27 protein-coding genes and 1 riboswitch are annotated in these 26,394 nt (G+C 44.3%); of the genes, 9 read left to right on the forward strand and 18 right to left on the reverse strand.

The window, feature by feature from the left end; genetic code table 11:
* Positions 1-181: 181 nt before the first annotated feature.
* From sdhB to QNH28_RS24680, 3 genes are all read right to left on the reverse strand, one after another.
* Positions 182-946 carry a succinate dehydrogenase iron-sulfur subunit gene (gene sdhB, locus QNH28_RS24670; RefSeq protein WP_283908955.1) on the reverse strand — a complete coding sequence of 255 codons (765 nt, stop codon included), beginning with the start codon at positions 944-946 and terminating at the stop codon, positions 182-184.
* A 75-nt stretch (positions 947-1,021) separates the two neighbouring features.
* Entirely contained in the window at positions 1,022-2,764 is a 1,743-nt protein-coding gene (sdhA, locus tag QNH28_RS24675; RefSeq protein ID WP_283908956.1) for a succinate dehydrogenase flavoprotein subunit, read from the reverse strand.
* 68 nt (positions 2,765-2,832) lie between these two features.
* Positions 2,833-3,498, reverse strand: a complete 666-nt coding sequence (locus QNH28_RS24680; protein WP_283908957.1) for a succinate dehydrogenase cytochrome b558 subunit — start codon at positions 3,496-3,498, stop codon at positions 2,833-2,835.
* 403 nt (positions 3,499-3,901) lie between these two features.
* Between QNH28_RS24680 and QNH28_RS24685 the strand changes: the two genes are divergently transcribed.
* Positions 3,902-4,804: a LysR family transcriptional regulator gene (locus QNH28_RS24685; protein WP_283908958.1), complete on the forward strand. Its 903-nt coding sequence runs from the start codon at positions 3,902-3,904 to the stop codon at positions 4,802-4,804.
* A gap of 71 nt (positions 4,805-4,875) precedes the next feature.
* On the opposite strand, the gene QNH28_RS24690 is transcribed toward QNH28_RS24685, so the two are convergent.
* Positions 4,876-5,544: a potassium channel family protein gene (locus QNH28_RS24690; protein WP_283908959.1), complete on the reverse strand. Its 669-nt coding sequence runs from the start codon at positions 5,542-5,544 to the stop codon at positions 4,876-4,878.
* 13 nt (positions 5,545-5,557) lie between these two features.
* Complete coding sequence (locus QNH28_RS24695) at positions 5,558-6,853, reverse strand: TrkH family potassium uptake protein (RefSeq protein ID WP_283912255.1); 1,296 nt, start codon at positions 6,851-6,853, stop codon at positions 5,558-5,560.
* Positions 6,854-6,986: 133 nt separating this feature from the next.
* A riboswitch (cyclic di-AMP (ydaO/yuaA leader) is annotated at positions 6,987-7,168 on the reverse strand.
* Between the two features lie 314 nt (positions 7,169-7,482).
* On the opposite strand from QNH28_RS24695, the gene QNH28_RS24700 reads away from it, so the two are divergent.
* Positions 7,483-9,168 (forward strand): CPBP family intramembrane glutamic endopeptidase, encoded by a 1,686-nt coding sequence (locus QNH28_RS24700; RefSeq protein WP_283908960.1) that lies wholly within the window; start codon positions 7,483-7,485, stop codon positions 9,166-9,168.
* 110 nt (positions 9,169-9,278) lie between these two features.
* On the opposite strand, the gene uvrC is transcribed toward QNH28_RS24700, so the two are convergent.
* Both uvrC and trxA read right to left on the reverse strand, forming a co-directional pair.
* Positions 9,279-11,231, reverse strand: a complete 1,953-nt coding sequence (uvrC, locus tag QNH28_RS24705) for an excinuclease ABC subunit UvrC (protein ID WP_349655013.1) — start codon at positions 11,229-11,231, stop codon at positions 9,279-9,281.
* A 121-nt stretch (positions 11,232-11,352) separates the two neighbouring features.
* A complete protein-coding gene (gene trxA, locus QNH28_RS24710; RefSeq protein ID WP_042130884.1) occupies positions 11,353-11,670 on the reverse strand; it encodes a thioredoxin in 318 nt (105 codons plus the stop codon).
* 357 nt (positions 11,671-12,027) lie between these two features.
* Between trxA and QNH28_RS24715 the strand changes: the two genes are divergently transcribed.
* Complete coding sequence (locus QNH28_RS24715; protein WP_094871648.1) at positions 12,028-12,183, forward strand: YqzM family protein; 156 nt, start codon at positions 12,028-12,030, stop codon at positions 12,181-12,183.
* Between the two features lie 65 nt (positions 12,184-12,248).
* Here QNH28_RS24715 and dnaI read toward each other — a convergent pair whose 3' ends face one another.
* The 3 genes from dnaI to QNH28_RS24730 all read right to left on the reverse strand — a co-directional run bounded on the left by dnaI (position 12,249) and on the right by QNH28_RS24730 (position 15,351).
* Entirely contained in the window at positions 12,249-13,205 is a 957-nt protein-coding gene (gene dnaI, locus QNH28_RS24720; RefSeq protein WP_283908961.1) for a primosomal protein DnaI, read from the reverse strand.
* A gap of 18 nt (positions 13,206-13,223) precedes the next feature.
* Positions 13,224-14,762, reverse strand: a complete 1,539-nt coding sequence (locus QNH28_RS24725; RefSeq protein ID WP_283908962.1) for a replication initiation and membrane attachment family protein — start codon at positions 14,760-14,762, stop codon at positions 13,224-13,226.
* Positions 14,763-15,054: 292 nt separating this feature from the next.
* Positions 15,055-15,351 carry a YuiB family protein gene (locus QNH28_RS24730; RefSeq protein ID WP_042130887.1) on the reverse strand — a complete coding sequence of 99 codons (297 nt, stop codon included), beginning with the start codon at positions 15,349-15,351 and terminating at the stop codon, positions 15,055-15,057.
* 349 nt (positions 15,352-15,700) lie between these two features.
* Between QNH28_RS24730 and hemQ the strand changes: the two genes are divergently transcribed.
* Positions 15,701-16,453, forward strand: a complete 753-nt coding sequence (hemQ, locus tag QNH28_RS24735) for a hydrogen peroxide-dependent heme synthase (protein ID WP_283908963.1) — start codon at positions 15,701-15,703, stop codon at positions 16,451-16,453.
* A gap of 97 nt (positions 16,454-16,550) precedes the next feature.
* Here the strand turns inward: hemQ and QNH28_RS24740 are convergent, their stop codons facing one another.
* Both QNH28_RS24740 and QNH28_RS24745 read right to left on the reverse strand, forming a co-directional pair.
* Positions 16,551-16,808 carry a hypothetical protein gene (locus QNH28_RS24740; protein ID WP_283908964.1) on the reverse strand — a complete coding sequence of 86 codons (258 nt, stop codon included), beginning with the start codon at positions 16,806-16,808 and terminating at the stop codon, positions 16,551-16,553.
* Between the two features lies 1 nt (position 16,809).
* Entirely contained in the window at positions 16,810-18,003 is a 1,194-nt protein-coding gene (locus QNH28_RS24745) for an NAD(P)/FAD-dependent oxidoreductase (protein ID WP_042130890.1), read from the reverse strand.
* Between the two features lie 331 nt (positions 18,004-18,334).
* Here QNH28_RS24745 and QNH28_RS24750 point away from each other — a divergent pair, with 331 nt between their 5' ends.
* Entirely contained in the window at positions 18,335-19,309 is a 975-nt protein-coding gene (locus QNH28_RS24750) for an NAD(P)/FAD-dependent oxidoreductase (RefSeq protein WP_481858407.1), read from the forward strand.
* 129 nt (positions 19,310-19,438) lie between these two features.
* Here QNH28_RS24750 and sda read toward each other — a convergent pair whose 3' ends face one another.
* Complete coding sequence (gene sda / locus QNH28_RS24755) at positions 19,439-19,582, reverse strand: sporulation histidine kinase inhibitor Sda (protein ID WP_283912257.1); 144 nt, start codon at positions 19,580-19,582, stop codon at positions 19,439-19,441.
* A 314-nt stretch (positions 19,583-19,896) separates the two neighbouring features.
* Positions 19,897-20,559 carry a YheC/YheD family protein gene (locus QNH28_RS24760; protein ID WP_283908966.1) on the reverse strand — a complete coding sequence of 221 codons (663 nt, stop codon included), beginning with the start codon at positions 20,557-20,559 and terminating at the stop codon, positions 19,897-19,899.
* Positions 20,560-20,891: 332 nt separating this feature from the next.
* Here QNH28_RS24760 and QNH28_RS24765 point away from each other — a divergent pair, with 332 nt between their 5' ends.
* A complete protein-coding gene (locus tag QNH28_RS24765; protein ID WP_042130893.1) occupies positions 20,892-21,101 on the forward strand; it encodes a hypothetical protein in 210 nt (69 codons plus the stop codon).
* Positions 21,102-21,168: 67 nt separating this feature from the next.
* Here the strand turns inward: QNH28_RS24765 and QNH28_RS24770 are convergent, their stop codons facing one another.
* Together QNH28_RS24770 and QNH28_RS24775 are read right to left on the reverse strand one after the other, a co-directional pair.
* Complete coding sequence (locus tag QNH28_RS24770; protein WP_283908967.1) at positions 21,169-21,621, reverse strand: GNAT family N-acetyltransferase; 453 nt, start codon at positions 21,619-21,621, stop codon at positions 21,169-21,171.
* Positions 21,622-21,722: 101 nt separating this feature from the next.
* Positions 21,723-22,082, reverse strand: a complete 360-nt coding sequence (locus QNH28_RS24775; protein WP_283908968.1) for a HesB/IscA family protein — start codon at positions 22,080-22,082, stop codon at positions 21,723-21,725.
* A 370-nt stretch (positions 22,083-22,452) separates the two neighbouring features.
* On the opposite strand from QNH28_RS24775, the gene mqnE reads away from it, so the two are divergent.
* Both mqnE and QNH28_RS24785 read left to right on the forward strand, forming a co-directional pair.
* The gene (mqnE, locus tag QNH28_RS24780; RefSeq protein ID WP_076285245.1) at positions 22,453-23,559 is read left to right on the forward strand and encodes an aminofutalosine synthase MqnE; all 1,107 of its coding nucleotides are present in this window, start codon (positions 22,453-22,455) and stop codon (positions 23,557-23,559) included.
* Positions 23,560-23,610: 51 nt separating this feature from the next.
* Positions 23,611-24,672 carry an NAD(P)/FAD-dependent oxidoreductase gene (locus QNH28_RS24785; RefSeq protein ID WP_283908969.1) on the forward strand — a complete coding sequence of 354 codons (1,062 nt, stop codon included), beginning with the start codon at positions 23,611-23,613 and terminating at the stop codon, positions 24,670-24,672.
* 67 nt (positions 24,673-24,739) lie between these two features.
* On the opposite strand, the gene QNH28_RS24790 is transcribed toward QNH28_RS24785, so the two are convergent.
* Positions 24,740-24,994 (reverse strand): YuzB family protein, encoded by a 255-nt coding sequence (locus tag QNH28_RS24790; protein WP_149645001.1) that lies wholly within the window; start codon positions 24,992-24,994, stop codon positions 24,740-24,742.
* Positions 24,995-25,075: 81 nt separating this feature from the next.
* Here QNH28_RS24790 and QNH28_RS24795 point away from each other — a divergent pair, with 81 nt between their 5' ends.
* On the forward strand, positions 25,076-25,324 hold the full coding sequence (locus QNH28_RS24795) for a NifU family protein (protein WP_042130899.1): 249 nt from the start codon (positions 25,076-25,078) through the stop codon (positions 25,322-25,324).
* A gap of 155 nt (positions 25,325-25,479) precedes the next feature.
* On the opposite strand, the gene QNH28_RS24800 is transcribed toward QNH28_RS24795, so the two are convergent.
* Positions 25,480-26,337 (reverse strand): MetQ/NlpA family ABC transporter substrate-binding protein, encoded by an 858-nt coding sequence (locus tag QNH28_RS24800; protein WP_283908970.1) that lies wholly within the window; start codon positions 26,335-26,337, stop codon positions 25,480-25,482.
* Positions 26,338-26,394 lie beyond the last annotated feature (57 nt).

The raw sequence follows: 26,394 nt of genomic DNA on the forward strand, positions 1-26,394 counted from the left end.
TCCTCCCTGTTGTTCCACACCTAACGTACGTTAACAATGGATATTATAGCATATGCCATTCATTCTCTGAGCTAGACGAATTTCCTATTCCCTACCAATTATAAACAAAAAAGCTATCCTCAGCGAATATAAATCCACCATTGAGGATAGCTCAATATTAAAGATCTGGCGGTACTACTTATTACACACCTAACCAGCGTTTGAACATATGTTTTGTCGTTTGCTTGTTAATTTCTGCAATGGAGGTGGTAAGAGGAATGCCTTTCGGACAAGCACGCACACAGTTCTGTGAGTTACCACAACCGTCAATACCGCCATCGTCCATCAAAGCGTCCAATCTTTCATCCGCATTCATTTCACCCGTAGGATGAGCATTGAATAGGCGTACTTGAGAGATGGCTGCGGGTCCGATGAAATCCGTCTTCTCGTTGACATTCGGACAAGCCTCCAAGCACACGCCGCAAGTCATACATTTAGATAATTCATAAGCCCACTGCCGTTTTTTCTCCGGCATCCGTGGTCCCGGTCCAAGATCGTACGTACCATCAATTGGAATCCAAGCCTTCACACGTTTAAGTGCGTTGAACATCCGAGTACGGTCAATCACTAAGTCACGCACCACCGGAAATGTCTTCATTGGCTCAATGCGTACAGGTTGCTCCAGATTGTCTATAAGCGCTGCGCAGGCTTGGCGAGGTTTGCCGTTAATCACCATCGAGCAAGCTCCGCATACTTCTTCTAGACAGTTGGAATCCCAGCATACCGGAACGGTGCTGTCACCTTTGGCATTCACAGGGTTACGCTGAATTTCCATCAAAGCACTGATTACATTCATACCTGGACGATAAGGAAGCTCAAATTCCTCAATATAAGATGAACTTTGTGGATCGTCCTGGCGGGTGATGATAAATTTCACGTTTTTGGGAGCTGTAGCTGTTTCCGCCATAATGGTTCCCTCCTCAAATTGCCTAATTTTATTTCGTAAAGCTTGCCTCGCAAGCTGGTTCGCTCCTGAGAAAGATTAATCCTTCGAATAATCACGTACCCGTGGTGGGATCAGTGAAACATCGACTTCGTCATAGGAGATTTGCGGGCCATCTGCAGTCCAGGCTGCTTTCGTGGTCTTCAAGAATTCCTCATCATTACGATTTGGGAATTCCGGCTTGTAATGTGCGCCGCGGCTCTCATTGCGCATAAGGGCTCCTAGTGTCATCGCTTCGGACAGCTCCAGCATGTTCCATAGCTGACGGGTGAAGGCCACACCTTGGTTATTCCAGCGGGACGTATCATTCATATTAATATTGCGATAACGCTCTTTAAGCTCTTTGATTTTACCAATGGTCGCTTCCAGCTTCGGATTGTGCCGCACAACCGTCATATTAGCGGTCATCCATTCGCCTAGTTCTTTGTGAATCACATAAGCATTCTCTGTACCTGACATCGATAGCAAGGACTCATATTTGTCCGTCTGCTTTTTGTGGAAGCTATCGTATACGGAAGAAGAGATATCCTGTGATGATTTCTTCAGACCTTTAATGTATTCAACAGCCTTCGGTCCAGCGACCATCCCACCGTAAATAGCAGATACCAGAGAGTTAGCGCCTAGACGATTCGCTCCATGATATTGATATTCACATTCGCCTGCCGCAAACAGACCAGGGATGTTCGTCATTTGGTTGTAATCAACCCACATACCGCCCATGGAATAATGCACAGCCGGGAAGATTTTCATCGGTATTTTACGAGGATCATCCCCCATGAATTTTTCGTAAATTTCAATAATTCCGCCGAGCTTCACGTCCAGCTCTTTCGGATCCTTGTGAGAGAGGTCCAAATACACCATGTTCTCACCATTAATGCCCAGCCCTTGATCTACACACACATTAAAAATCTCACGTGTAGCAATATCGCGCGGCACCAAGTTACCGTAAGCCGGATATTTCTCTTCAAGGAAATACCATGGCTTTCCGTCTTTATAAGTCCAGATACGACCGCCTTCACCACGTGCTGATTCTGACATCAAGCGGAGCTTGTCATCACCTGGAATAGCCGTTGGGTGAATCTGTATAAATTCTCCGTTGGCATAATGTACGCCCTGTTGGTACACCGCACTTGCGGCTGTGCCCGTATTAATGACGGAGTTCGTCGTTTTACCAAAAATAATACCAGGCCCGCCACTAGCCAAAATAACAGCATCTGCAGGAAAAGTCTCAATCTCCATCGTCTTGAGATTCTGGGCACTAATGCCGCGGCATACGCCTTCATCGTCGATGATGGCCGAGAGGAACTCCCAGTTCTCACGTTTCGTTACAAGACCTTCAGACTCCCAGCGGCGCACCTGCTCATCCAGTGCATACAGAAGCTGTTGGCCTGTCGTTGCGCCGGCAAATGCCGTACGATGGCGCTTCGTACCGCCGAAACGACGGAAGTCGAGTAATCCCTCAGGTGTGCGGTTGAACATTACGCCCATCCGGTCCATAAGGTGGATGATGCCCGGTGCCGCTTCACACATCGCCTTGACTGGTGGCTGATTTGCCAGGAAGTCACCACCATAAACGGTATCGTCGAAATGCTCCCAAGGGGAGTCGCCCTCCCCTTTCGTATTTACAGCGCCATTGATGCCGCCTTGCGCACAAACGGAGTGTGATCTTTTTACAGGAACTAATGAGAATAAATGAACATGCGCGCCGGACTCCGCTGCCTTGATGGTAGCCATCAGGCCGGCCAGACCGCCGCCCACGATAATGATATTTGCTGTTGCCATGATAGTTCACTCCTTTTATCAAAAATATCAGAAAGGATTCTGGAATCTAGTCCTGAGAGGGTAATTCCTTAGATGAAAGTCTTTATGGACTGAGCTACGGAAGCTGCGCTTTGAAATTCAGCATCACGGAAAGTGACTAGCGAAATGAGGAACATGAATGTTACAAGAACAAATATACCGAGACAAAGGTAAGAGGATACCCGCTGTGAACGAGGTCCTACCGTGATTCCCCAGCTGATCAAGAAAGACCATAGGCCGTTCGAGAAGTGAAAGCATGCAGCAACGATACCGATAATATACAGTGTCAACATCAGTGGTTGAGTCACAATATCGTGCATCAGACCGCCCAGTTCTTCGTGCTCTACACTACCAACTGCCACCTGTACCCGGGTTTGGAACAAATGCCAGACTATAAAGATAAAGGTAATAATTCCTGTAATGCGTTGTAGCGTATAACGCCAGTTTCTTTCAATGTTGAAACGGTTCAAGTTCGGCTTGGATTGATAGGCAATATACAGTCCGTATACGCCATGGTACAGCAGAGGAAGCCATATACCGAACAATTCCAGGAAGAAGACAAGCGGTAGGCTATTCAGCCATATCACACTGTCAGTGAAACCGGAAGCGCCACCCTCTACAGCCGCAAAATTCGTCATCATGTGCTCAATGAAGAAGGCTCCAAGCGGGATAACGCCTAGCAAGGAATGAATCTTTCTGGAATAAAATCCTTTCATACAAAGTACCCCTTTCCGATTAAAACAGCGTTTTCATTTTAATGTGTATTCACCGCCGGAACTACAATTGACACAGGATAACATAGACTATGTAACGACAAAACGCCTATATTTACTGTTATCCTTTAGTTTCCCGGACTTTGTTTTCTTTTTCACAAATTGTGAATATCTTGTGTCACTTTTCATGTTACTCCTTTTTCCCTTATAAGGGAATTGCAATCTAATTATTAATCGTTATACAATAAACGCATAAGAATAGATTTTATATGATAATAATTCTCATTTAGAGAAGCAACATTTTCCGACAAAACTTTTATTCCCTTATGGAGCAAGAAGTATTGTCTTCAAGGCTATGAATTTCGTCACCACTGTTTATAGATTGCACTACGAGAGGAACATAAATATGTTTGACGATTTAGATGTTTTTGCAGCGGTTGTAGAGCATTCCAGTTTAAATCGGGCCTCACGCCAGCTCAATCTGTCCCAGCCTGCCCTATCCCGTAAAATCTCCAAGCTGGAAGAACGTCTGGGTGTCGCGTTATTTAATCGTTATGGCAAGCGGCTGGAGTTAACCGAGGTTGGGCGTCTTACTTATTCCTACGCGCTTGAACAACGGCAGCAGCGCTCTAAATTTCTGGAGGCTTTGTCTAAATACAAAGAAGGCGAGCCAAAGCTGGTCACCTTAGGGGCGTCACTCACCTCACTGCAGACCACTCTGCCTCCACTGGTTAATGCATATATGGAGAAATACCCTTCAGCAGAGCTGAAGCTAATCACAGGCCGAACGCATGAGATTGTCTCCTCTGTCAGTGAAGGAAAATCAGATATAGGTCTAATCGCTTCCTCCATCCAAGAGCCTGGGCTGCGCTGTATTTCTCTGTTTGAGGATCAACTTCGACTGGTTGTTTCTGAGCATCATCCTCTGAATCAATCATCAAAGCTAACCATGGATGATCTGTCCCGGCTGCCCATGATCCTCTTCTCCAAAGGCACGTGGTATCGCCGTCTAACAGACGATCTGTTCCAGCGCTGTGGGATTGATCCAGACGTACGTATGGAGATTGACTCCTTCGAAGCCATCGTGCGGCTACTGCCGACGGTCAATGTGGCTGCTTTGCTGCCTAAGTCTTATCTGCGTCCGCAGCTGTTAAACGGCGGCGGGCTGGTATCTCTGCATATTAAGGAGCTGGAGCAGACGCAGCGAACTACCTGTCTGATTTACCGTGACGATGGAAGCCTGAGCACAGCGGCTCGCAGCCTGGTACAGGTTACAGAAGAGATGTTTCTGACGGAACGAGAGAAGTAATCTCTGTTTCTCTTGTGCAACCTAGATTTAAAAAGCCCTCCGTCCCATGTAAGGACGGAGGGCTTAACTATTTATTCTTGGTTTACAACTTCCTCCTCAAATCGATCAATACTTTCATTAGAACCAATGAGTACCATAACGTCGCCCTCACTCAAATGATCATGCGCCGTTGGAGCAACTATAATTCCACTTTCCCGGTTCAGGGCAACAATACTGCAGCCATATTTCGCTCTTGTATTTAAATCCGACAAGCTTTTCCCGTTCATGCAGGAAGGCACGGTTAGCTCAACGATTTTATAATCCTTGGACAGTTCAATATAATCCAGCAAATTGGGCGTCACGAGCTGATGCGCCACCCGAATCCCCATATCCCGCTCCGGAAAAATAACCCGGTCTACGCCCAGCCTGGACAACGCACGACCATGAAGGATCGAGATCGCCTTGGCTACTACTTGCTTGACTCCAATCTCTTTTAACAATATCGCCGCCAGAATACTTCGTTCCATATTGTCACCAATCGCTACAATCCCACAGTCAAAGTTCCGTACGCCGAGCGAGCGCATAATCCCTTCATCTGTAGCATCAGCCACTACCGCATGCGTCAGATGATCGCTCATATCCTCCACGCGCTCCTCTTGGTGATCGATGCCGAGCACCTCGTAGCCCATTTCCATCAGCTCAAGCGCGAGACTTGAACCGAAGCGGCCTAAGCCGATTACTACAAATTGCTGTGCTTTCATTTCGGATTAACTCCTATCCAATAATTATTTTACCTTCTGGGTGCTTATACAATGGTTTACCCTGTTTTGGTCCAAGCGCATACACTAATGTTAATGGACCTAGCCGACCCGCAAACATCGTCAGACAAATCAGAATCTTGCCGATAACAGACAGTTCAGGTGTCAGCCCCATACTTAGTCCAACCGTAGCAAAGGCTGAGGTCGTCTCGAATAGTATTGCTAAGAAATTACTATCCTCTGTTGTGGACAGTAACATCGACACAGAGAGGACCAATAGTAAAGCCAGTAAAGTTAACGTCAACGCTTTATAGATACGCTCCTGAGCCAATCGATAACGGAACAGCACAACATCTTCACGCCCGCGTAGCATCGCGATTACTGCACCAATCATAAGGGTAAAGGTTGTAGTCTTGATCCCGCCACCTGTTGAACCCGGTGATGCACCAATAAACATAAGGATAACCATAAAGAACTGCGAGGCTTGCCGCAGCCCGGCAATATCCACCGTGTTGGCACCAGCGGTTCGGGGCGATACAGACTGAAAGAATGCCGATAATATTTTGCCGCCGAAATTCAGATTACCCAGTGTGCGCTGATTCGTAAATTCAAATATAAAAATGACCAAAGCGCCGATAAGAATAAGCCCTGCAGTGGTAGAGAGTACAACTTTGCTATGCAAAGATAATTTACGTTTGACACGAAACTCCACCAGATCCGACATGACAATAAAACCGATTCCGCCGGAGACAATCAGAAACATCACTACGATATTCACAAGCGGGTCATATACATAATCGGTTAAACTCCGGAAATCCCCGAAAATATCAAATCCAGCATTATTAAACATGGATACCGCATGAAATATCCCAAAATAAATGGCCTTGCCGAGCGGCATATCAAATGCCCAGCGTATGGACAGTAGCACCGCTGCACAGCCTTCGATGACCAAAGAATAAATAAGTACCCTCCGGATCAGTCGAACAATCCCCTCCATTGAGCCTTGGTTCATCGCTTCCTGTAGGATCAGTCTGTCCCGCAAGGAAATTTTACGTTTCATCATCATGGCAAATAAGGTCGCCATCGTCATAAACCCTAAGCCGCCGACCTGGATTAGCACCATAATCACGGTTTTCCCAAAAATGGTGAATGTCGTCCCGGTGTCCAGCACCACAAGTCCTGTCACGCAGGTTGCCGAAGTCGAAGTAAACAACGCATCAATAAAACTCAATGCATTCTGGCTAGTACTCGAAATGGGAAGCATAAGCAGCAAGGCGCCTATCAGAATAATCGATGCAAAACCGAGCACCATAATTTGAGGCGGAGAGAGCTTCAGAAACTTTGATTCAGAAACCCTGCGAAACTGTGAAGCCACTATGCTCACCCTCTTATCTAATTTAAAGAATTCCAACAAAAAAAGCACTGGAAAACCAATGCTACCCTTGGTCCCTGCAGTAAATTAGCCTACGAGGTTAGCTGACGGATTCGGACTGTGCAGGCTGCCCTATTCGTTCCTAGAACGAAATTCACCCCTGATGAATAAAGACACCGTTTACGGCGTATACTCATCTTTTCATTACTTCTTGTGGTTCCCCCGTTTTCACCTGAAATTCGGCTATATACAATTGCATACAAATTATATATGTTATTTCGATAAATCACAAAGACACTATTAATGGTGATTCAAATGAAAAATGCGGTTTGGAGAGGATGTACCAATAGGAGTGCCTTTTCTCATCACTTTTCCGTGTTTTCCCTGCAATTGCATCGATTTTCATGAAAAATGAAGAAATGATCACCTTAAATTCATGGTATATATTCAGTTACCTATTCTATAATATCTCTATTACCCATAAAAAGAATATACGATGATTTTTGTAACTATCATGGCACTAATACTATAATGGAACATAACATTGTCAGTTTACAAGGAGGCGTTACATGAATCCCGTTGGCCAGCCCTTACAGCAACGTGCCCTCTCCAAGAGGCTCATCATCTCGGGCATTATCGGTCTTATTCTATTTATTATGTTTCAGATTGCTCCCTCGGTGCTAAATAGCCCTGCCGGGGAAGATTCTACTGTCATCAGCAAGGCGGAAGCCCGCGACAAAGCGATATCATTCGCAGAACAAAAGCTAAACTACACCCATGCACCAAATGATCAGTGGAATGTACTGTACGAAACGGACTCTTCCTTTTATGGTTATATGTCCCGCGAGAAGCTTTTGGAGGACTATACAAAGAAGAAATTGGATCAACGATATCCTTTTGACATTTTCCGTGTAACACTTAGTCCTTCAGCGGAACAAGAGCCACTGATCTCCGTTGACCTCAATATGTATACTGGCGCAGTTGTCGCTTTCACACAAGGTGCAGAAGGATCAGGTGCCGGGTTACCAAGCACTGTATCCACCAGTGCAAAAGAAGAGGACAAGGGTACTGCCTTGTCTCTAGCACAAAAAGAAAATCTTGCCCGCCCTTGGCTTCAGGAATGGGATGTGAATCCCGCCAAGCTGCAAATTGAGTCGAATACGGGAAACTACGGGCTCGTGTATACAGATCGTTCCGTGCAGATCGGTGAATCCTTGCTACACTATTATTTCGATTTCGCTGGCGAACAGGTATCCAGCTTTAAAGCAGGATTCACTGCTCCAGCCTGGCATACCTCCTACGTGAAGGACCAGACCTCTCTCGCGGAAAAGCTTACTCTATTCGGCTACGGTCTGCCTACCTTAGCTTTAGGACTTCTGGCACTTATCTACAGCATACTTAGAAGAGAACATACCTCCTTTAAGCGTGGAATATTCCTAAGCTCGGCTTATTTTGTAATCATGATGATCAGCACCTATAATATGCTTCCTGAATCCTCAGGTGAAGGACTCGAGGCTCAGATAACTTCCGTCATTATGTTCATCATTTATGCCTTATATAGCCTTCTAATGTCCTCCCTGCTCTATTTTTCTTTAGTTGGAGGGGACGGCCTTTGGAAAAAAGAAGAAGGGATGAATCCGTGGCCCCGTGCCAAAGAGCCTGGCTATGGAAAATATGTACTGGATAGCATCCGGGCTGGATACGTCTGGGCATTCGTGCTGCTAGGGGTGCAGACCCTTATGTTCATCGTATTATCATTTACCTTGCAGAACTGGTCCACTACTGACGCTACTCAATCTCCTTACAACATGAGATATGCTTGGCTGCTGCCCATCGTTGCATGGCTCGCTGGTTTATCCGAGGAAGCTATTTATCGTTTTTTCGGAATTCCTATGTTGAAAAAAGTATTCCGTAGCACGTTCATTGCTTGCCTGATCACCACGCTGGTCTGGGCGTTTGGCCATACGCTGTATCCGATCTACCCCATCAGTTCCCGTCCTATTGAGCTGACCGTGATCGGGCTGCTCTTTAGCTATATTTTCCTTCGTTACGGCTTTATTGCCGTCATGTTCAGTCACGTTGTGTTTGACAGCATTTTGATGGGCGCCACACTGATCTTTATGAAGGAAAGCGTGAATGTTGGGGCTGGTATCTTCGCGATTATCATGCCGTTCATAGTCGCCTACATCGTCTATCGGTTTAATCCTCCGCAAAAATCAGAACCTAAGCCGGTTGAACCTACATCTGTAATTTAAAGAAGTAACGGGTGGATGGAAATCCGATAATGAAAAAAAGGTGTCACAGCAGAAGCCTGCTATGACACCTTTTTATATTTACGTAAATATCATTCCAGCATGTCAAATGCCTATGTCGCTGGCTCTTCATCCTTGAGCGCCTCAAGGATTTGACTAGCCAGCTTTTCGCCAATAGAAAGTGATTTGAAATCCTCTATGGAGGCTTCTTTAATTTTCTTTAGCGATCCGAAATGCTTAAGCAGCGCCTTGCGACGCTTCTCCCCTATACCTGGTATGGAATCCAGCTTAGAGGTCACCATGGACTTCCCACGCTGTTCACGGTGGAAGGTAATAGCGAACCTATGCACCTCATCCTGAATCCGTTGCAACAGATAAAATTCCTGACTATCCCGCGCCAAAGCGACTGGTTCTGGCGGATCTCCAACCAAAAGCTGAGCCGTCTTATGCTTATCATCCTTAACGAGGCCGCAGACCGGAATGAATAACCCCAGCTCGTTCTCCAGAATATCAATAGCTGAGGATATCTGCCCTTTACCACCATCGACTACGATTAGATCTGGTATCGGCAGGTTCTCTTTCAGCACTCGTTCATAACGCCGCCTGATGACCTCGCGCATCGTTCCATAATCATCCGCACCCACTACCGTACGAACCTTATATTTACGATACTCTTTTCGTGCGGGCTTGCCATCAATGAAGACAACCATCGCAGAGACCGGATTGGTCCCTTGAATATTCGAGTTATCGAATGCCTCGATCCGGCTTAAGCGTTCGAGCCCCAAGCTCTCACCTAAGCTAATCGCAGCACCAGAGGTACGTACTTCATCTCGTTCAATAAGCCGGAACTTCTCGTCGATTGCGACTGTTGCATTTTGGCAGGCCATACCGACCATCTGCTTCTTAAGGCCACGCTGTGGCACTAGCACTTTGGTACCGAGCCACTCCTGTAGAATAGAGGCGCCACCAGCGGCATCAACGACACCTGCTGCTGATGCTTCTGCAGCGGCCATCTCACGGGCCTCAGCTTCTTCCGGCGATTCGGGGGTATCTTCCCCCTTTTGCAGATCATCTTCGGCTGGAGCAGCAATGACAATCGCCGGTTTAGCTTCTGTATCAACCACTGCTTCCTCGTCAAGCACATCGGGCAGAAGAATTTCCTGCGGCAAGGCGGGATTATCACTATAATACTGCGTCACATAAGACATAAAGTCACTATAAGCTTCCCCATAGAACGGAAAGACAGAGGAGTGACGCTGAATCATCTTCCCTTGTCTCATGTACAGAATCTGTACACACATCCATCCCTTGTCTACCGCATAACCAAATACGTCACGATCCTTAGTATCAGTGGTGTTAATCTTCTGTTTCTCCATCAATGCATCAATATGGATAATTTGATCCCGGAGTTCCTTCGCCCGTTCAAAATATAATTCCTCAGCAGCTTCCTGCATCTTCTGCTGTAGATCCTTCTTAACCGCATCATGGCCTCCGCTCAGAAAAGCAGCAATATCTTGCGTAATCTGCTCATACTCGGATTTCTGCACTTCCTTCTCACAAGGCGCCAAGCATTGGCCCATGTGATAGTAAAGACAGACCTCCTTCGGCATTACGCCACATTTACGGAGCGGATACATACGATCGAGAAGCTTTTTCGTTTGCTGTGCAGCATAACCATTAGGATAAGGGCCGAAATATTTTGCTTTATCTTTAATCACCCGACGTGTAACTTCAAGCCGCGGGTGAGTTTCATTCGTTATTTTGATATAAGGAAATGTCTTATCGTCCTTCAAAAGTACGTTATAACGCGGCATATGCTTTTTAATCAGATTGCACTCAAGAATGAGCGCTTCCATGTTGCTGGACGTAACGATATATTCGAAATCAGCAATGTTAGCGACAAGCCGCTGAGTTTTACCATTATGACTGCCTGTAAAATAAGAGCGAACCCGATTCTTAAGTACCTTCGCCTTACCCACATAAATAATGGTGCCTTCTTCATTCTTCATCAGATAGCACCCGGGCAGGTCGGGTAATAGAGCCAGTTTGTTGCGGATATTGTCCAAAATGATCCCCTCCAGCTAAATTGGACCCATGATTAGTTGGCATTCAGCACACAAAACGCCTCCGGAATGAACCGAAGGCGCTGAGCGGCAGGGCCGAGGCCCGAACAGTAGCATTTAACAATTATTGATGTTTAGCTACGATATTTTTCAGGGATTCTTTGGAGTTCAATCCCACAACTTTATCTACCGGTTGACCATCTTTGAAGAAGATCAGGGTTGGGATACTCATCACGCCAAAACGGGAAGCCGTTTCCGGATTCTCATCCACATTCAATTTTGCAATCTTCACGCTGTCTCCCAGTTCTGCGGACAATTCGTCCAAGATTGGAGCAATCATCTTACAAGGACCACACCAAGGAGCCCAGAAGTCTACTACTACAGTACCTTGACCTTCCACTTCGTTACTGAAGGTTTGGTCAGACACGTTCACGATAGCCATGATATTGTTCCTCCTCTAAAGTTTTACGAAACATTACTCCACTCTAAACCAAAGCTTAGTTTATGGAAGCTGCTCCGAAAATATAAGTTAATAAATTGTTTCATGTAATATGATAACCAAATTACCACTTACCGACACAATTCCAGTATAACATATCTTTAAGGGATATGTTATATATCACATACAATTATATTGCCCTCAAACTAATTTTTTTAAGTTACTCTTTTCTTTACAATCTCCCCAGCCTTTCGGTATACTCTAAGAAAGCGCATTAAATGTCAATGACTTATTTCATAATAGTCAACTCAATTTGCATCTTAACAATACAGGCATTGTCCCTGTAAGGAGGCAGAAGCTATGGATGTCAACGCGCAAGTACGGGACCCACGAGAACATATCAACGAAGAACCCCGCAATGATCTAGGCGATTTAATGAATGGATTTTTCGGAATGACTGCATTTATGACTGTTGTCTTTTTCGGCATGGTTATCATTAAGTTCATTTCGGAGTAAGGGAATCATCGTATAATAAAAATCCGTTTCTTCCTCAGGAAGAAACGGATTTTTATATTCCAGGCTTATCTAATCGTCCCCCGTTGATTCTCCCCATGCAGTGGAATAACATCCACAAAAGGAGCAATACGATCCATCAAACGTTGGCCTTTATAAATCTCCTCGCCATCCTTGCTTGTAAAGCTAAGATGTTTCTCCAAGCCATCGAGTGGATAATTCGAGGTATAGAAGGTTGGTTTACGGTTCATCCGATAATTCAGAATCGCACCAAGCACATGATCACGCGCCCAAGGATTCAAGTTCTCCGCACCGATATCATCAAAAATAAGCAAATCGCAATTTTTCATCGTATCCACGGTTTCCTTCATCTTCTGCCCGTCCATCATGATCGATTTTAAATCCTCGATAAAATCTGGCATATATACGATAACTCCAGTATAGCCGGCAACAGCAAGTTCATGAAGCAAGTAACACATCAGAAACGTTTTGCCTGTTCCAAAAGTCCCATGTAAATAAATCCCGCGCGAGGTCAGACCCTCTTCTTTAACACTCGTGATATAATCAAATATTTTATTAACCGCCGAAACCCGGCGTGGATCCTTACCCATAATATCTATTTCATCATAACCGCCATTAAGCACACGCTCGTCCACATAAAAGCTGCGGATACGTTTACGGATACTATCCTGATTATCCTGTGCCACTTTAAGGCGGCATGCGGTCTTGCGTTCATATAGATCCGTTGAGCCATTCACTGTCTCTACCGTAAGTTTACTATAATGCCCCTGAAAATCATTTGGACATTTCTCAAGTCCCGGACAGTTCGCACAGTTGCGGCTTTCCTCTACATATTGATACAGGCGGCTCATATGAAGCCGCAGTCGCGAATCGTCCAGCTCAGGATGTTCGGACTGTAATGCCTTCACAAGCGGATGATTAAATAACCCCTGTTCAAGATCACGTTGTCGCTGCCGTAGAGTTGGATTGTTGATCGAACGAAGTACATCGCCCATAGACTCCATAGTTCCACCTCTCTTTCATTACGGCGCTTGGGAAACGCCTTTTTTCTTGTTGGCTTTAATTTCTGCCGCTTTCTTCATCATCGCCGCGAATTCCTCTTCCGATACCGTTCCGGCACTTCCATCATCCAGCACAATCGGAATTTCCGGTTTAGCGGACCGGCCTGTATTTTTGGCATATGAACGTGATCGGGATCCTGCCGCCGTGTTAGTCGTAGCTCCCTTGCCTTTCACTTTGGACTGATCTCTGATATATTTCACAGCCTTCTCGTAGGTGTTCACCTGTTTAACCAGCATATTAGAAGCGATAGCCTCCACAAAATTGCGGTTCATTCGTTGTTCTCCACCTGAGGCTACCATAGTCATTAAATAATGAATAAGTACGTTGATTACTTCACCGCTTAGCTTATAGTTCAAATCTATCTTCTCGAACATATCCATCAAATGACTGGGTACTGCACCTGGGAAAAAGGTTTGAAGCAGCCGCGTATAAGGTTCGTTCCGCAGCATCATATTATATTGGTGAATGTCACATTTGGACAAAAATTGTGGTGGTACTTCTACATAATACTCCATCTCAACTGATTGCTCCGGTGGCGCTATAGAATCATCATTCTCTTCGGAGGTATTGGAACGGATGGAAACAACCTTAGCAGCAGCAATCTCACGCTTTTCTTGTCGTTTCATATCCTGCCTGAAATGCTGGCTCGCTTTATATTGCAGTGCATCCAGAATAACCTCACCTTCCGGTGAGAACACGCCATCTTCATCCAGCAGACGACATAAATCCTGCGGACTGAGTTCATACTTATGAGCTACATAGTTAATAACACCCATTTGAGTATGGTCAAAACGCAGTTTTTCTACATGGGCCCGATTCACGGACTCCCGTGGAAAACGCAAAATAATGTCACTATATCCAATCGCCTGTTCTCCTGATTCATGTATGCCAGGCTGACGTACAGTGGCTACTTCTGCAAGTGCCTGCTCCAGCTCATAATCAATGACATGTGTATTAAGTTGAAAAATATCATAAAAAGGCACGGAGATATTCTCTTTACCTATGGATCTGCGACTCCACTCTTCTGGCTCTCGGTTCCAGAATTGTTCCCGTAAGGACAGCACAGCAAATTTGCCAATTTTATCGCGTAACAGCAACGTCAAATGCTGAGTTGCAAAAAAGTCAGCTGGCGATAGTGGCGGCATTAGCTCATATTCATATAAGTAATCGTCGGTTTCCTGCACATAGATTCGACAGGTCTGTAGCAGACCTACCGCTTCTAACCGGGAAGCCTGATCTATTAAATATTTGCGGCCTTTCTCATTTGGTTCAACGCCTAGCGTCATAAATAACCTGCGCTGTTGCTCCACTCCAGAATAGCCAATGCTATCTGCTGGCACATGTTCAACCAGCAAGCGATAGAAACTGATTGCAAAAGCTCCTACCATAGGCTGATACACAGAGCTAAGCATACGTCCATCTATAACACTAAGACCAAATTCGCGGGAAACGCAGTACCGATGATGTTCGGTGAAATGATGTAAGTTACTCATGCGCATCTACGGATACCCCCTTGTTTTCACGAATTCATACAGGATTCTATTCTATCATAAAAAACGCCGCCGGAAATGTAAATAAACTACCAATTCCGACTCTTTTCGCTATATAATCAGCTTTTTCTTACGAATATCTTCCTCTATTAAACAAGAAGAAACGGCTTCGCTGTCCTCTGGAAGAGGAAGGTTCCGTTTCTCGCAAAATTTCAAAATTGCTTCTTAGCGTAGAACTAAAAGCTTATATGTTCAAAAAAACGACTCTCACATCAGAGCCGCAGGTCTTCCAATTAAATCTTTAAAACATCTTGTAACCGCCAAAGCGCAGTTTTTGAATGGTCCATCCACTCAATATAGCACCTGCAAGACCAGCGACACCAGTTAAGTAATCAACAAAGTGGAAACTGGAGAGATGCTCCCAGAGCGACATCGCGCTTCTATCCCAAATGGAATAGACTACGACGGGTAGAATAATAAGTACGAATAGATAAGCGGGAAACCAGGTTGTCTTCATTAACATGTTAAGAATAAATCCAATACCAAACATCATCACAAAGAATAAAACGGTTAGGATAAACACTGGAATAAACCCCATCTTACCGTCACTACCCCTTTCTATAAAGAAGCGCACATCTTATACGAGCTAGTAGTAAGTTTACTAGAAAAAATGTCACGAAGCAATGAACTTTATTCAAAATCAGGTCTAATTCTCTTACATCGGAATGTCATCATTTGCTCTAAGCAACTTGATTGCGATACAATGCATATAGATTAATAAATCATACATAGTCTATGATGCAAGAGCCTCGTAGCTAGTTTAACGCGACGTTATTTCAAGCGGAGCTTATGCTTCGTAAAACAAAGCGTATGCTTCCGATGCAAGTTTTACGCGACGTTATTTCAAGCGGAGCTTATGCTTCGTAAAACTTTTAAGGAGTGAGATCATGAACGAAGCCGCTATGACACTGGAAGGCTGGTATGCATTGCATGACTTCCGCTCACTGAACTGGACCGCTTGGACGGCAGCAGATGATGAAGAACGTGCCGTTGCTCTGGAAGAATTACATGCTTTCATGCAGGAATGGAGCACTGTTGAAGAAGCTAAGGAAGGCAGCTCCGCAGTATATTCCATCGTTGGCCAGAAGGCCGATTTCGTAATGATGTTCTTGCGCGAAAGCTTGGAGGATCTGAACAAGCTTGAGACAGCCTTTAACAAAATCGCTTTTGCTCAATATACAACTAAAGCCTATTCCTACGTAAGTATCGTTGAATTAAGCAATTACCTTGCGGGGGGCAGCGATGGTAGTGATCCTATGCAGAATCCACATGTTATCGCACGTCTAAAACCTGTTTTGCCGCAAGCGAAGCATATTTGCTTCTATCCAATGAACAAGAAACGCGAGCTCGCCGATAACTGGTATATGCTTGATATGGCTAAACGTAAGGAGCTGATGGCTTCTCACGGATTAATCGGACGAGGTTATGCTGGTAAGGTGAAACAGATTATCTCCGGCTCCGTAGGTTTCGATGATTGGGAATGGGGCGTAACCCTGTTCGCTGAAGATCCGCTGCAATTCAAGAAGTTGGTTTACGAAATGCGCTTTGACGAAGTCAGTGCCCGCTACGGCGAATTTGGACCTTTTTATGTCGGCAACCTGCTGACTGAGGATTCTTTTGAGGAAATGCTCAAATTGTAGTGTGAAACATATAAATTCTTATATTTAAAAAAGGGTGAGTCTCCAGATCTTTATGGAGACTCACCCTTTTTAAATGCTATAACGAAGTTCCTGCTACCTAATCCTCTTCGCTGTCCTCTTCATCATCACGCAGACTTTCCAAATATTCAGCCGTAGCCCGGTCACGTGCTCGCCCTTTTTCCTTTAAGCGTTCAATGCCAGGGAGAATGAGCAAATCAATTTCCTTTTGAACAACATAAGCTAAATCGTACTGATTCTGATCCTCCAGATAAGATCCAACCTCAATCAGTCCGTTGTACCGGTCCAATTCTTCTCGGGTCAGCAATCCACGCACCTGCACGCTGCAGTGACGCATTTTATAAGAATCTTCCTTTTTTCAGAACCAGCGGAATCCCACCGATAATGAACAAATAGCGCATATCCACAACTTTTTTCAATTGAGCTGCGGTCCAGCCCTTATAAGTTTTGCTGCCAACTACAGCAATCCCTTGACCTTTGCCTAGAGAAGCTACTGTTCCTTTATTGCTGAATGCGAATTTCTTTGGTTGTTGATTACGGATCGCAGCCACCAAATTATGCGCACAGCACTCTCCCTGTTGCATAGCAATTTGTGCCGTTGGCGGGTAAGGACGTCCTTCTGGGTTAATCATCAAGGAGCCGTCTCCAATAATGAAGATATTGTCTTGGCCTGGTGCACGTAAATATTCATCTACTTTCACACGTCCACGCATAGCTTCAAATCCTGCAGCTTCAATCAGACGATTTCCCCGAATTCCGCCTGTCCAGACAATTGTAGAAGCTTTAATCTCTTCGCCTGATGCCAGAATTACACCGTTTGGTAGACATTCCTTAATAGCTACGCCCATCTTGAAAGTAACACCCTTCTTAGTGAGCAAGTTCATCGCATACTCAACAAGTTCAGGAGCAAATCCAGGCAGAGCTGTTGGTGCAGCCTCGATGTTATATATATTTACCATGCTTGGATCAACGTCAAATTCTTTGCACAACCCAGGGATGCGGTCCGCTAATTCGGCCACGAACTCAATTCCGCTAAAGCCGGCACCACCGACAACGAAATTGATATGCTCCTGAGCATTGTTTTCGTTCTTGTATTTGGCAAATTGATACTCAATATGTTCACGAATCAAACGAACGGAGTTGATGCTCCGGATCGTCAGTGCGTATTTATCAAGTCCTGGAATACCGAATGTTTCAGGCTCTCCGCCCAAAGCAATGACGAGATAGTCATACGAAAGAGTACCATCCTCCAAAATAATCTTTTTCTGCTGGGTACGAATTTCCTGAACAGATGACTTAACGAGATCGATCTTGAATTCATCGATTAGTTTAGAAATAGACACCCGAGTGTGTTCAATACTATCTGTACCCGCGGCAGGCATATGTAGATGGGTAGTAAAATAGTGGTACTCGTGACGGTTTACGAGCGTGACATCCGCTTCATTATAATTCAAAGCCTTCTGTAAGCGCTGTGCGGTCAAAATACCCCCATAGCCCGCGCCTAAGATTACGATTTTGGGAATACTACTCATGTTCCGGCTCCTTCCAAGAGGTAAATCTGTCTTTGTATTTTTTATTGAAACAATGTACGGTCCTTTTTGTGAATTTATACACTTATATTTAGAAGAAATTCCAATCAAACTTAAAGGATTTCTAAATTGACCATATCCATTGTAAACCTTAGTGTACTATTAATCAAACATTAAAATACTAAAAAACGTCACATTCTTATCGTGTTCTAAAGTCTTTCTTTGCAGGTATGTGTCACAATGTTTATAATAAGAAAGAATACAAGTATGGCAAAATGAATATATCAACTCGGAGGTGTAATATCCCGTGACACAAGAGCAATCCGGCGTTCCTATGAGCGACCTTTTAATCATAGGTGGCGGTCCAGCTGGCATGTTTGCCGCATTTTACGGTGGGATGCGTCAGGCATCAGTAACACTTATTGAAAGTATGCCCCAATTGGGAGGACAACTTGCTGCACTTTATCCTGAAAAATACATTTATGATGTAGCAGGTTTCCCAAAAGTAACTGCACAAGAATTGGTTGACAACCTGACACGGCAAATGGATATGTTCCAATCGAATATCCGGCTGGAGGAGAAAGTAATTTCTGTTCAGAAACGGGACGAACGCCATTTTGTAGTTACAACCGATGTAGCAGAATATCACAGTAAGGCTATTATCATCACAGCTGGTGTAGGCGCTTTTGAACCTCGTCGTTTAGAACTTCCAAACGCAGGACGGTTTGAAAAAGCCAACCTCCATTATTTTGTAAATGATTTAAATGCCTTTAAAGATAAAAAAGTTCTGATTAGCGGCGGTGGAGATTCCGCAGTGGACTGGGCGCTAATGCTGGAGCCAATCGCGGAGCAGGTAACCCTGATTCACCGCCGGGATAAATTCCGCGCGCATGAGCATAGCGTAGAGAATCTGATGGCTTCCAAAGTTAACGTAATTACACCTACTGAAATTACAGAACTGCATGGTGATGAGTTCATTACTAAGGTTACCTTATCCCATATCAAAACCAAGGAAACACAAGAAATCGAAGTCGACAGTGTAATCGTCAATTTCGGATTTGTTTCCTCTCTAGGACCCATTGCAGAGTGGGGTATCGATATTGAAGGAAACTCCATTGTCGTTGACTCACGGATGGAAACGAGTATTCCAGGAATCTTTGCTGCCGGCGATATCACCACATATCCAGGTAAGCTGAAGCTAATTGCTGTAGGATTCGGCGAAGCCCCAACGGCTGTAAATAACGCAAAAGTCTACATCGATCCTGAAGCCAAGCTTTCACCAGGACACAGTAGTAATATGAAACTCTAATTCTATCTACTACAATAAAAAAGGGTATTCTGATAGGCCTATCAATAACAGCCTATCAGGATACCCTTTTATGTTTGTGACTCGCGGTTTATTTATATGTAGCCAGCTACAAAGGTATACTTTGCGCTCTTAATGAAGAACCGCATGAACTGGAGAGTGTAATTTGCGTTTGCGAATCTCAACGAGTAGAAGAGCGATGAAATCATGCTCTAGTTGCAGTTCTATTGCCCTATGGTAAGAGTCTAGAAGCATCTCATCCGACAATTCAACCATAACGTTCATCTACCTTTCCTGTATTTGGATCTGAATCTATCATATCAAACTATCATTTTTCGAACAAGCGTTCGTGTTATCCACAAGTACATGTGGAAATCCTGTGTATAATATGTGCGTAAGCGTTGCAAAGGTGATAACTGCACAGTGGAATATGGGGATAATAGTTATACACAGGATTGAACCACATGTATACAGCTAAAAATATATTTTTATTGTAAATAAAGCACAATATAATTTACCCCAAAAGAACGCAACTAAACGCAATTTTATCTTACTACTCTATTATCGTCAATTCTAAAATATTTGTTAATTTACTGAGGTCTTGTATTAACCTCCAAAATCCATATTTTGCCTGAATAATCCACGGCATAGTCAAAGCCCAGTTCACCTATTCCCGGGAAGTGCCGCTCCATTAGTTCGATACACACAAGCGTTAGCCTGCGCATCTCTGCTTTCTTCGCCGAAGCTTTAATCCGAGGCAACGATCTGCGAAGCCCTTCCCGACAAGAAAGCATCGTGCCCCCTTTACATAAATTCGTTACGAACAGACCGGGCCGAGCCAATCTCCCTACCATAGAGCGGAACTCCCAAACATCACCATTTTTCACTACCTTAACCCGGTAATCAATAGGACGCCCACCAATTCTGGCGAGAGAAATCCCCTGTTGAATCAAATATCTACGTCTAACCTTGACGAAATGGAGTGCACGTCTCATGGATTTAAAGTCCTTGTAAATTCGAGTTCTGTCCATATAAGTAAATCCATAACCTCGACTATCCCGAAACACTTTGATTACACCGTAGCCTCCGCCGCCAACTATCGGTTTAATAACAACATTTCCGTATCTCCGGAGCATGGCTAACAGTGAGTCAGCCGAATACACCCTCGTCATTGGTATATAATGAGAAACCCTCGCATCACTGAGCAATGCTTCTGTCTTTAACCATTTGCTAGCCAATTGTCTTCCCGACATCGTCCTTTCCCTCCTTTCACGTTCCAGCCTACCCTATACATTACTCAGAAAAGGTCCCGCCCTCTTGTATGATTGTCCGTGTAGGAAGAGGCTCTTAGCAAAAAGGGCTTAGAGCTTGTATCGACAACAGCCTCAACCTTTCATGATTAGATTGCAGATTTTGTAGAATCTCATCTCAGTGTATTCGACATTTAAATCGCAATGGATGAGTTCACTATAACTAGAATAATCTTCAAAATCGTTGTATTATTAATAGCGGTTACATTTTCGATTCTAACGATATAAAAATGAATTAGAAGCTTCTTAAAAAAACAGCGCAGGGAGGGCTCGGAATGGCTCAGTTTTTTGAGGTCTTATATTGGGTGGCCATGCTTGGGATGTCCATCGTATTGGCTGGAACTACTATACTGATCTGCGCTATTGGCTTTAAATTCATTAAAGACAGACGCAGAGCACTGGGTGCTGGCTGTATTGCCTTTTCCCTTGGAGCCGCGGCGCTCATCGTGTTTATGATTAATTACAAGTTTATTATTCCAGCTTAATTGTACGCAGGAACAAACAAACGCCCTCTCGCGGAATTCCGTCGAAGGGCGTTTGTTTGTATGTCACTCAAATATCTAGCGAAAGACGGATCATATCCACAACTTTGATCCCATTTTCAACAATCTCTTCACTGTAATGTCTGATAAAAAAGTCTCTGTCGATTCCGGTAATTCTAAATCCACATTTCTGATAAAGAGCCAGTTGTCCTACACTAGAATTTCCCGTGCCGATTTCAATTGTCTTTGCATCAAGTAATCTTGCATTCTGAATCGCATGATGAACTAACTGCTTTCCGATCCCTTTACTTTGATGATTCTCATCAACGGCAATGTTCACTAGCTCCACCGTCTCAGGTCTCGTTTGCAGCAAAACATAGACACCAATAATGCAATTCTCTACTTCAGCCACATAACATTGACCTCTTTTTAAATATGCTTCAACAAGACTTGGGGAAGGATCGGCTAATAACAACAATTGCAAGGGAGGTTGTTCTTCTGCGTTTAACTTCCTAATTAGCATGTCTAGAACTCCTTGTAATGACTTTTGTCATTGAGAATAAAAAAAGCCTCCAAACCCGTGTTGTAGAACTCAACATGGGGCTTGAAGGCGTAGCGTCGCGATTAGCAAGGCTCTTCGTTAGGCTTCCCTGCATCCGTTGCTGTACGGAAGCTTGAGCCGCAGCCACAGGTTGCAGTAGCGTTCGGGTTATTAATGGTGAAGCCACCCGTCATGCCGGATTCTTCAAAATCAATTTCGAGACCGTCCAGGTAACGAAGATTCTCTTTCTCCACGACAACCTTCATTTCTTGAATGTCCATGTATACGTCCTGATCACTTTCATTATCATCAAAGCCCATAGCGTAAGAGAATCCACTGCATCCGCCGGGCGTTACTCCAATACGGAGGAACATGTTCGGCACTTCTTGCTCAGCAAGCATCACCTTTAATTGTTCTGCTGCCTTTTCGCTAATATTAATCATGATCATATCCTCCTATAAATTAGACTTACTTCAACAAAAAAACTTATGTTTAAGGGACCTTCCGGCCAAAAGTTACTTTCTAAAATATATACTTGATAAACTCAGTATAACCCACTATTCCTTTACCCTCAAGTCACAACTGCCTTATGCTTGACCACCCACACCAAAATAAACCATCCATATCCAGCTGTTGATCCCCTTATAAGAGAGGTTTATAATAAGGAAGGCAAACATAAGTAAAAATTCGGAAATTTGTCACGGAGGTTAACCCTCCGATTTATTTTCATGAATGAACAGCTACCATCTGGGTAAGTCTGGGAATTATCTGCGGGCAATGGACCCCGTAAAACTTTCAGGAGGAATTCATAATATGTCTACTCTTTTCACCCCCCAAACAGACGCCCGAATGATGAACATTATTGAAAAAGTTCGCGGCGGCGAAAGATTGAATTTAGAAGATGGCGTTTATTTATATCAGAGTAACGATCTACTTACGATTGGCCAGTTAGCAAATGAAGTCAATCTCGCAAAGAATAACAACAGGGTATATTTTATCGAAAACATGAGTTTATATTTCACCAATGTTTGCGAATCTCACTGTGCATTCTGCAATTTCCGCAAAGATGATGGAGAAGAGGGAGCTTATACCCTTTCCGGTCAGGAAATGGTGCAATATGTCGAACAGCATATTCATCCAGGTGTGCGCGAATTCCATATCGTCGGCGGTCATAATGACAAGGTTCCTTTCCAGTATTACGTGGATTCTTTAAAAGCCTTGAATGAACGTTTCCCTGAGGTAACCTTAAAAGCATACACTGCAGCCGAAATCGATTTTTTCACCCGAATTAGCGGGTTGAGCATTCGTGAGGTGCTGGAACAGCTGCGTGCTGCAGGACTTAAGACGCTTACCGGTGGTGGCGCAGAAATATTATCCGATCAATATCGTAAAAAAATGCGTGTAGATAAGGCTAATGTGGAAGAATACCTAGAAGTTCACCGGACAGCACATCAGCTTGGCATGAAGACCCATACAACTATGCTCTACGGCTCGATTGAATCTCATGAAGATCGTATCCGGCACATGATGCAGATCCGCGATCTACAGGATGAAACCAATGGCTTTATGGTATTCATTCCATTATCTATGCAGCCTAAGAACAAGAATGCAGGGATTATGCGCCGCAACTCCGCTTATGAGGATCTGAAGACGATTGCGATCAGCCGATTGATGCTGGATAATTTCGATCACATCAAAGCTTACTTTATTAATATCGGTCCTCAGCTTACACAGGTTGCACTGAACTTCGGTGCTTCTGACGTACATGGTACTATTCTTAAAGAACGCATTAGCCATGCAGCTGGTGCCTTAACACCTGAAGGCCTCACTCGCGATGAATTGATCTGGTTAGTAAAAGGTGCTGGACGAATTCCAGTAGAACGCGACACGTTCTACAATGCGATAAAGGTGTACGAATAAAAGACTAACTTAGATCCGTTATCCTAATATTGGAAAGGAAGTTCGGTCAGCATGAGAACACTACTCGTTCTGGGCGGCGGCTATGGCGGCTTGGCCCTAATTCAAGAATTGCTCAATAATCACCTTCCTCAGGATATTGAAATTATCTTAATTGACCGAATGCCTTATCAAGGAATCAAAACGGAATATTATGCGCTTGCCGCAGGTACAGTAACCGACTATCACTTGCGGATCCAGTTTCCGGTTCATCCCCGTCTCACTATCCGTTACGGTGAGGTGAGTTCCATTGATTTGGACAGCAGAATCGTTACAATGGAGCCTGACGAGACTGTGTCTTATGACATTCTTGCCATTGCACTAGGCTGTACCGACAATTACCATAACATCCCTGGAGCTGATCAATATACTTGCAGTATCCAGACCTTTGCAGGAACACGCGAAACTTACCAACGTTTAAACGATGTGAAGCCTTATGGAACAATAAACATTGTAGGCGGTGGACTAAGTGGAGTGGAATTGGCGGCAGAGCTTCGGGAGAGCCGTCCAGACCTTAATATTGCTATTCTGGACCGCGGTGAACGTGTCTTGTCTGCCTTTCCTGCGAAGCTGTCACAGTACGTGGAGGAATGGTTTCACCACCATCAAGTACAGACACTTGGAAGTGTCTCTGTATCCCATGTGGAGAAAGATGCGCTTTTTAACGGTGCAGAGGAAATTCTTTCAGATGTTACGGTATGGACCGCAGGGATTCAACCGGTGAAGGTCGTGCAGGAATTAACAGTCCCGAAGGATCGCGGAGGCCGGATCATTCTGGATGAGTATTATCGTATACCAGATTATCCAGAAGTGTATGTGATTGGCGACTGCGCCAGCCTGCCATTCGCTCCAAGCGCACAAGCAGCAGGAGCGCAGGGTGAGCAGGTCGCACAGGTTATTCAAGCCTTATGGCGAGGCGAGACCCCTAAGCTTCATCCTATTCGTCTGAAGGGTACCTTAGGCTCACTAGGTAAGAAAGCTGGATTTGGTCTGATGGGCCAACGCTCCGTCAAAGGACGGGTTCCCCGTATCCTCAAGAGCGGGGTTCTCTGGATGTCAAAACGCACTTTAGGATAAACCTAAGGGCTGCTCTTTTCCCTATTTATAACGGAAAAGAGCAGCCCTTTATTTTCCACAAAAGCATTTAGTCAAGGTCCATGTTGAACCAAGCCTCAAGCTCTTTGATTTTAGCATCAATTTTCTCTTCTAGCTCGGCAACCGTATCTGCAGCAACGATGTCACCTTCAACCATGGCAAATGGAGTTAAATAACATTCCCCACAATTGTTCAGGCATCCGTATTCGATCACATCGTAATCTGGATTTTCCTCCAGCTTATGCATTAGCTTGTCTGTTCCGTGACCCATGTTACTGGCACAAAATTCAATAATTGGTCTCATGATGATCTCCCTATTCCGCCTAACCATTTTATTTTTTAACTTTTTGTACTATAATGAACTTATGAAAGGAGTGATTGAGAAATGAGTGAGAATGCACAAAGCACCGAAATGTATGATGAAGTATTAGAAGTGCTGGATAAGCTTCGTCCGTTCCTACAGCGCGATGGCGGCGACGTTGAATTGGTCGATGTAGAAGACGGCATCGTTAAGTTGAAACTTATGGGTGCCTGCGGCAGCTGCCCAAGCTCCACGATCACCTTGAAAGCCGGGATTGAACGCGCACTTCTTGAAGAAGTAGAAGGCGTACAAGAAGTTATGCAAGTATTCTAATCCCATTCAATAGCCTTCCCGATCCTCCTCTTTAGGAGATCGGGATTTTCTTATTATAGAGGATTTACCCTCCTCCTACAACATAAGCATAAAACCCGCATGCCATTAGGCAGCGGGTTTTATGCTGTAATTAGAGTCTACGTTAGCTCTCTGTCTTAAAATGCTGGAATGATCGAACCTTTGTACTGCTCTTCGATGAATGCCTTAGCTTCTGGAGAATTCAGTGCAGCAGCCAGCTTTTTGATTGCATCGGAATCTTTATTGTCAGGACGAGCTACCAAGATGTTAGCATAAGGGGAATCCGTACCCTCGATGAACAAAGCGTCTTTAGTAGGAACTAGGTTAGCTTCCAAAGCATAGTTAGTGTTAATCAAGGCAAGATCTACTTCATCCAATTGACGACCTAACATTGCTGCATCTAGCTCGATGATTTTAAGGTTTTTCTTATTTTCAGTGATATCTGCTTGGGTAGATGTGATGTTGGTATCATCTTTCAAAGAAATCAGTCCATTTTTGGCAAGCAGGATTAGTGCACGACCACCGTTTGTAGCATCATTTGGGATGGCAACTTTCGCACCATCAGCCAATTCGTCGATGGATTTGATTTTTTTGGAATAAGCACCAAAAGGTTCAACGTGAACTGCTGTAACAGAAACTAGATCCGAACCATTCTTTTGATTCTGGTCATCCAGGTAAGGTTGGTGTTGGAAGAAGTTAGCATCCAGATTCTTCTCTGAAAGCTGAACGTTTGGTTGAACATAGTCAGTGAATTCTTTGATTTCAAGTGTAATTCCTTGCGCTTCAAGCAAAGGAGCAATAGCTTTTAAGATTTCAGCGTGTGGAACAGGTGAAGCACCGACCACCAATTTTACAGGCTCTGTAGATGTCTCAGTTGCAGCACCATTTTTCGGTGCATCAGTAGCAGCCGAGTTAGAAGCATTATTGTTATTGCCGCAAGCAGCTAGCACCACAACCAATGTCAGACTAAAAAAAGTAAGTAGTAATTTTTTCATTTTAAATCCCCCTCTTATCCTTGGTATTTGTATGAATAAGGCTATATATGGACGTAC

The sequence above is a fragment of the Paenibacillus sp. G2S3 genome (assembly GCF_030123105.1).
GTDB lineage: Bacteria > Bacillota > Bacilli > Paenibacillales > Paenibacillaceae > Paenibacillus_AQ.